Source organism: Roseateles sp. P5_E11, assembly GCF_054049355.1.
In genome coordinates, this window is the sequence record NZ_JBFUMO010000370.1 from 1 (window position 1) to 5,943 (window position 5,943).

Sequence of the window (5,943 nt, forward strand, 5' to 3'; positions counted from 1 at the left end):
GGCGTAGTCGGCATCCAGTTCGCCCTGGACCGGCGCCGCTGCGGCACGGGCACGCTGCGCGCCCGCTTCGCCCAGCTCGGCCTCCAGCTTCTCGATCAGCGCGTCGCGCTTGAGCACCTCGAAGCGCGTGCGGACCTCATGGACGCGGTTGTAGATCGTCTCCAGCTTGGTGGCCTTGTCGACGACGTACTCCGGCGTGGTGACCTTGCCGCAGTCGTGCAACCAGGCGGCGATGTGCAGCGCCTCCCATTGGTCAGCGTCCATCGTGAAACCGGCGTACGGCCCCTCGGTCGCCTCGCAGGCGGCCTGGRCCAGCATCTTGGTCAGCTCGGGCACGCGCTGGCAATGGCCGCCGGTATAGGGGCTCTTGGCGTCGATGGCGCCGGCAACGAGCTGGATGAAGCTCTCCAGCAGCTCCTTGCGCGCGCGCAGCAGCAGCTGGTTGTCGATGGCCACGGCGGCCGTGCCCGACAGCGCACTGACAAAGGCCACGCGTGCGGCGCCCAGTGGTTCGGACGGCCCATCGGCCGACAGCGGGAAGGTCAATGTCAGCGTACCGATGGTCTCGTGCTGGCTGTTCTTCAGCGGCAGGGCCAGCAGGCGCATCTTCGCGACGCCCAGGGCGGCGAACAGCCGCTGGTAGGCGGCCAGGTGGGTCGGGTTGTCCCAGCTCAGGTCGATCTCGACCGGTGCGTTCGTCTGCAGGGCACGCACCGGCGCGGCGACGCTGTCGGGCACGTTCACCTGCCAGGTCAGGCCGCGGCGCGACGCGGTCTCGCCACGCACGCGCGAAGCCGCGGGCTCCAGCGTCTGGCCATCGGCCGACAGCAGGTGGACCGAGCCGCCACTGGCGCCGGCCACGGCGATGGTCTCGCGCAGGATGAGGTCGAGCAGGGTGTCGAAATCTCGCTCGGCGCTCAGCGCGTTGCTGATGTCGAGAAAGCGCCGCAGCGAATGCTTCATCGCCGTCATCGCGATGGCCAGGCGGTCGACCTCGCGGATCAGGCTGCGTTGGGGATCGGGCCCGTCGAACTCGAAACGCTCGATCGCCTCGGCCTGGCGGGCCAGGTTGCGCAGCGGCCGCGACACGCGATCGGCCAGCAGGTGAACCAGGGGCAGCAACAGCAGCATCAAACCCAGCGAGATGTAGAAGCTCTGGCGGCGGCTCTCGATCTGGAAGGCCTGCAGCTCCTCGCGCGGCGCGGCCATCAGCAGCACCAGCGGCGCGCCGGCCTCCACGGCACCCTGCAGCGGCAAGGCGTGGCTGACCCATTCGCGCCCGTCGACCACCTGCACGGGTGTGAGATGACCCTCGCCATCGCGGCGCTGCCACAGCGCGCGCATCAGCGCCGACGCACGCTCGGCCACGCGCGGCAGGGCCTGGCCGTCCTTCGGCGGCGCGCCGCTCTCGCGCCGGGCCTCGGCCAGCATCTCGCCGCCTTGGGTGGCGATGAGCAGTTCGGCCGAACGGCTGATCTGCGGCCGCGTCAGCATCTCGCTGAGAGCCTGCAGGCTGACGTCGGCGCCCACGACGGCGCCACCATGAGCCTGGGCCAACGTCACGCCGGGTTCGCCGGTCGTGAAGAACAGATAGGGCGCCGATTGCACGAGCTTGCCTTCGCCGGCCTCGCTCGCCAGCGCGAACCAGGGCCGGGTGCGCGGGTCGAAGTCGTAGTCGGGCCGATCACGGCGCTGCAGCTCGCGCAGCGCTGCGTCGTAGAAGCGGTAGGCGCCACGCGGGGCCGCGCCGCCATCGCGGCTCACGCTCTGCAGGCCGAATGCAGCCTCGGCCGGCGCATCCATGCGCTTGCGTGTTGCCGCATCGACAAGGCGGCGCAACAGCACGAAGGATCCGCCCGAGGTGCCGACATAGACGGCCGAGACCGAGGCATTGGCGCGCAGGGCCGCCGCCATCTGCGGCAGCGCAGTCAGGCGCTCGGCCTCATTGCTGGCCCGGCCCAGGGCGCCGGTCGCCAGCAGGGCCACGCTGACCCGCGCCGGCCGCAGCTCCGTCTCGACGGCCGCCGCGGCCTCGCGGCCGATGCGCCTGGCCGCCGCGCCAGCCTGCTGCAGCATCAGTGCATCGCTGCGTGAGCGCTCGTACAGCAGCAGCACGCTGTACACCAGGGCGACCAGGCCCACCATCAACAAGCTCAGCGTGATGTAAAGCGTCTTGGGCTTGAGATGCGGCATGGAACCTGACGGGCAGCAGCGTTGCAGCAGTATCCCTGTGCCGCCAGCACTTTGCCTGCGGTTACCAGACCAGCCGGCAAGAGTGCCCAAGTCCTACAAGTCGAGCCCCCAGCGCCAATGAGGATGGCTTGGCGACGACCGGTCGCATATCGCCGCAGGCCCCACCCGGCGCCTGCGCTCCGATGGATGAAGTAGGAGAGAAGTTCCCCATGAAAAAGATCGCAATCAGCCTTGCCGCCCTCGCCCTGGCCGCTGGCGCCCAGGCCCAAAGCACCCGTTCCAGCAGCAATGCGGAGCACAACTACGGCCTGTTGTCCCTGGGCCAAGGCCATCTCAACGTCGACTGCACCGGCGTGCAGACCTGCGACAGGAACGCATTCGGTGGCAAGGCCATGTTCGGCCATGCCTTTGGCAATGGCTTTGCAGTCGAAGGCGGCTACACCAATTTCGGCAAATTCCGCGCGTCGCAGGGCGCCGTGGGGCTGAGCGGACGACCCGAAGCCCTGTCGCTGAGCGGCGCCTACACGGCCAACTTGAGCCCTGACTGGGGTCTGGTCGGCCGCCTGGGCGTGGCCCGCGTGCGCACCAAGGTGAACGCAGAGGTCGGCGCGCTGACCGGCTCAAGCAGCGAGAGCAAGACCCAGCCCATCGCTGGCCTCGCCGTCAACTACGCGCTGACGCCGTCGACCCGCGTCGAGCTGGGCGTGGACGCAACGCGGGCCCAGATCCAGGGTGAGCGCCAGAACGTGCGCATGGTGTCGCTGGGTGCGCGCATGGCCTTCTGACGGCCCAAACACGCCGCTGCGAGACCACCCGAGCCGCCTGGCCGCTTAAAGCGCGGTTAGGCGGTTTTTTTCACATCGCCCCCGAGCCGGGGGCATTGCCGTCTCATCCGCGCGACAACGTCATCAAGGGCGTACAGGCGCCGCGAATAGCATGCGCGCCGCCTCAGAAAGGCGCCGAGGCCGGCCACGCCGGTCGGCCCATCCATCAAGAGAAAAAGGGAGTGTTCTCATGAAAAAACAAACCATCGTCCTGGCCGCACTGCTGGCCGCCACCGCTGCCCACGCCGAATCGCAGGCCCACGGTTACATCGGCACCGCCGGTGGCGTCTCGCACGCCAATCTGGACTGCACGGGCTCCACCAGCTGCGACACGAGCGACACCGGCGCCAAGCTGGTGGGCGGCTACAACTTCGGCAACGGCTTCAGCCTGGAAGCCGGCTACATCGCCTTTGGCAAGTTCAAGGCTGCGGACGCCACGATGTCCGTCGCCATCAAGCCGACCGCGCTCATGCTGGGCGCTGCTTTCGCGCTGCCGCTGAGCACCGACTGGGGCATGAACGTCCGCCTGGGCGTCGCCCAGGTGAAGACCCAAGCCAGCGCCACCCTCGGCACGTTGAGCGGCTCCGACTCCGAGAGCAAGGCCAAGGTCTACGCCGGGCTGGGCCTGACCTATGCCATTACCCAGAGCGTCAAGCTGGAGCTGGGCGTCGATTCGACCCAGGCCCAATTCGCTGGCGAAAAGGGCACGCTGCGCCTGGTTTCCCTGGGCGCGATCTTCGCGTTCTGATCGAGAACGCATCCCCCTCGAAGGGCCGCCTCGTGCGGCCCTTTCTCATGGCTCTTCCTACACTGCGGCCATGGACTACGCCTCATTGATCAAGGAAATGGGCCGCGGCGCCCGAGGTGCGCGCGATCTGAATCGCGAGCAGGCTGAAGCGCTCTTCGGTGAGATGCTCGACGGCCAGGTGCCCGACATGGAGCTGGGCGCCATGCTGATCGCGCTGCGCGTGAAGGGCGAGAGCGCCGACGAGGTGGCTGGGTTCCTGGCCGCAATGCAGGCACGAACGGCCCGCCTGGCCGCCCCCGACGGCCCGCGCACCGTGCTGCTGCCCAGCTTCAACGGTGCCCGCAAGCAGGCCAATCTGATGCCCCTGGTCGCGCTGCTGCTGGCCCGCGAGGGCGTGCCGGTGCTGATCTTCGGACGGCACGACTTCGACAGCCGCCACAGCCCCTTCGAGCTGCTGGGCGCCCTGGGGCTGCACGCCAGCCCCTCGCTGACCGATGCCCAGGCGCGGCTGGCGCGCGACAGATTGGCCGTCCTGCCTTTGCAGATGCTCAACCCTGGGTTGAACAGCTTGATGGCCCTGCGCCCGCGCCTGGGTGTTCGCAACAGCTCGCACAGCCTGGCCAAGCTGCTCGACCCCTTCCCGGTCGGCCGCGGTGTGCGTGTCGTCGCGGTGACGCATCCGGAATACCTCGACAGCATGAGCCACGCCCTGCCCACACTGACCGCCGGCGGTGGCCGGGCGCTGTTGATGCGCGCCAGCGAGGGCGAGGCCTATGCCCATCTGCGCCGCAAGGCCCATCTGATCGGCTTCCAGGACGGCGACACCGCGCCCCTGCATCCGGCCGACACGGCGGATCTGGACTGGCCGCTGTCGCCAGCCTGCACGCCAGCCGAGAACGCCGCCCTCATCCGCGCCATGTTGGAGGGCCGCGAAACCGTGCCGCCGCGCATCCTGGAGCAGGTCGCCGCACTGCGGCTTCTCGCCACAAACTGAAGTTGCTTATTCGGCATGGGCATATAGCCCCAAAAATTCTGTAGTTCTTCCGCACCGCAACATTACTTAGAGTCGCGGCCTCGGGTGGCATGGGTCGCCTCAGGGGACAGCGTGCTGGACGGAATTGCGATTGCAAGCGGATTGGGAGTCGGCCTCATCGTCGGGATCACCGGCGTGGGCGGCGGCTCGCTGATGACGCCGCTGCTGCTGTCCGTCTTCAAGCTCAACCCTGCGGTCGCCATCGGCACCGACCTGTGGTTTGCCGCGCTGACCAAGATGAGCGGCTCCGTGGCCCACGCCCGGCATGGCCATGTGCACTGGGCCATCACCCGCCGCCTGCTGACCGGCTCCATCCCTGCGTCCTTGGCCACCGTGGCGTTGATGCACCTGACTGGCGTCACCAAGGGCTGGGCCTCGGCGCTGACCTTTTCGCTGGGCATCGCGCTGTTGCTGACGGCCGTCGTCGTCGCCTTCAAGAAGAGCTGGCTGGCGCTGGGCCTGCGGCTGGAGCGCTGGATTCCCGAAGCCCGCAAGCCGGCGCTGACCATCCTCAGCGGCGCCGTGCTGGGCGTGCTGGTATCACTGTCTTCCATTGGCGCCGGCGCCATCGGCGCGACGCTGATCCTGCTGATCTACCCGCGCATGCAGGCCCGCGACATCGTCGGCACCGATATTGCCCATGCCGTGCCGTTGACGCTGGTCGCTGGCATCGGCCACGCCACGCTGGGCAACGTCAACTGGACGCTGCTGGTGCCGCTGCTCATCGGCTCTTTACCTGGCATCTGGCTGGGCGCCCAATTGACCCGTCGGCTGCCCGATGGCGTCGTGCGCAGCCTGCTCTGCGTTTCTCTTCTGATGGCCGGCTGGAAGGTCATCCACTAATCATGTATCGCTACACCGACTTCGACCGCCGCTTCGTCCACGCCCGCGCCGCGCAATACCGCGACCAGCTCGAGCGCCACCTCGCCGGCACCCTCGGCACCGATGAGTTCCGCGCGCTGCGCCTGCAAAACGGCTGGTACATCCAGCGCCATGCGCCCATGCTGCGCGTGGCCGTGCCCTATGGCGAGCTGTCCTCGCGCCAGCTGCGCCAGCTCGCCAAGATCGCCCGCGAGTACGACCGCCAGCCCGACGGCCCCTTTGCCGGCCAGGGCGGCTACGGCCACTTCACGACGCGCCAGAAC

The 5,943-nt window shown here is 68.5% G+C and carries 5 protein-coding genes and 1 pseudogene; 5 read left to right on the forward strand and 1 reads right to left on the reverse strand.

All coding sequences use genetic code 11. The features are described 5' to 3' along the window. Nucleotides 1–2,193: GAF domain-containing protein (locus ACXJKR_RS22100; protein WP_457324643.1), on the reverse strand; the 2,193-nt coding region annotated here is incomplete at its 3' end. A 209-nt stretch (nucleotides 2,194–2,402) separates the two neighbouring features. Between ACXJKR_RS22100 and ACXJKR_RS22105 the strand changes: the two genes are divergently transcribed. The 5 genes and pseudogenes from ACXJKR_RS22105 to ACXJKR_RS22125 all read left to right on the forward strand — a co-directional run. Then, nucleotides 2,403–2,978 carry an outer membrane beta-barrel protein gene (locus ACXJKR_RS22105; protein ID WP_457324644.1) on the forward strand — a complete coding sequence of 192 codons (576 nt, stop codon included), beginning with the start codon at nucleotides 2,403–2,405 and terminating at the stop codon, nucleotides 2,976–2,978. A gap of 229 nt (nucleotides 2,979–3,207) precedes the next feature. After that, on the forward strand, nucleotides 3,208–3,765 hold the full coding sequence (locus tag ACXJKR_RS22110) for an outer membrane beta-barrel protein (protein WP_056194856.1): 558 nt from the start codon (nucleotides 3,208–3,210) through the stop codon (nucleotides 3,763–3,765). Nucleotides 3,766–3,835: 70 nt separating this feature from the next. Next, nucleotides 3,836–4,759, forward strand: coding sequence for a DNA-binding protein YbiB (ybiB, locus tag ACXJKR_RS22115; protein WP_457324645.1), 924 nt, complete (start codon nucleotides 3,836–3,838; stop codon nucleotides 4,757–4,759). 114 nt (nucleotides 4,760–4,873) lie between these two features. Continuing rightward, nucleotides 4,874–5,641 (forward strand): sulfite exporter TauE/SafE family protein, encoded by a 768-nt coding sequence (locus tag ACXJKR_RS22120; protein WP_457324646.1) that lies wholly within the window; start codon nucleotides 4,874–4,876, stop codon nucleotides 5,639–5,641. A gap of 2 nt (nucleotides 5,642–5,643) precedes the next feature. Further along, a pseudogene (locus ACXJKR_RS22125) lies at nucleotides 5,644–5,943 on the forward strand (nitrite reductase); the annotation flags it as partial.